Here is a 231-nt window from a genome sequence, read left to right on the forward strand (position 1 = left end):
TTTGTATGCGCCATTGTAGCACGTGTGTAGCCCTACTCGTAAGGGCCATGATGACTTGACGTCATCCCCACCTTCCTCCAGTTTATCACTGGCAGTCTCCTTTGAGTTCCCGGCCAAACCGCTGGCAACAAAGGATAAGGGTTGCGCTCGTTGCGGGACTTAACCCAACATTTCACAACACGAGCTGACGACAGCCATGCAGCACCTGTCTCAGAGTTCCCGAAGGCACCA

1 rRNA gene is annotated in these 231 nt (G+C 53.7%); it reads right to left on the bottom strand.

The features are described 5' to 3' along the window. A 16S ribosomal RNA gene (locus tag FHC48_RS23305) occupies positions 1–231 on the bottom strand; the annotation flags it as partial.

The sequence above is a fragment of the Enterobacter sp. EC_50 genome, from assembly GCF_019584525.1.
GTDB classification, from domain to species: domain Bacteria; phylum Pseudomonadota; class Gammaproteobacteria; order Enterobacterales; family Enterobacteriaceae; genus Enterobacter; species Enterobacter roggenkampii.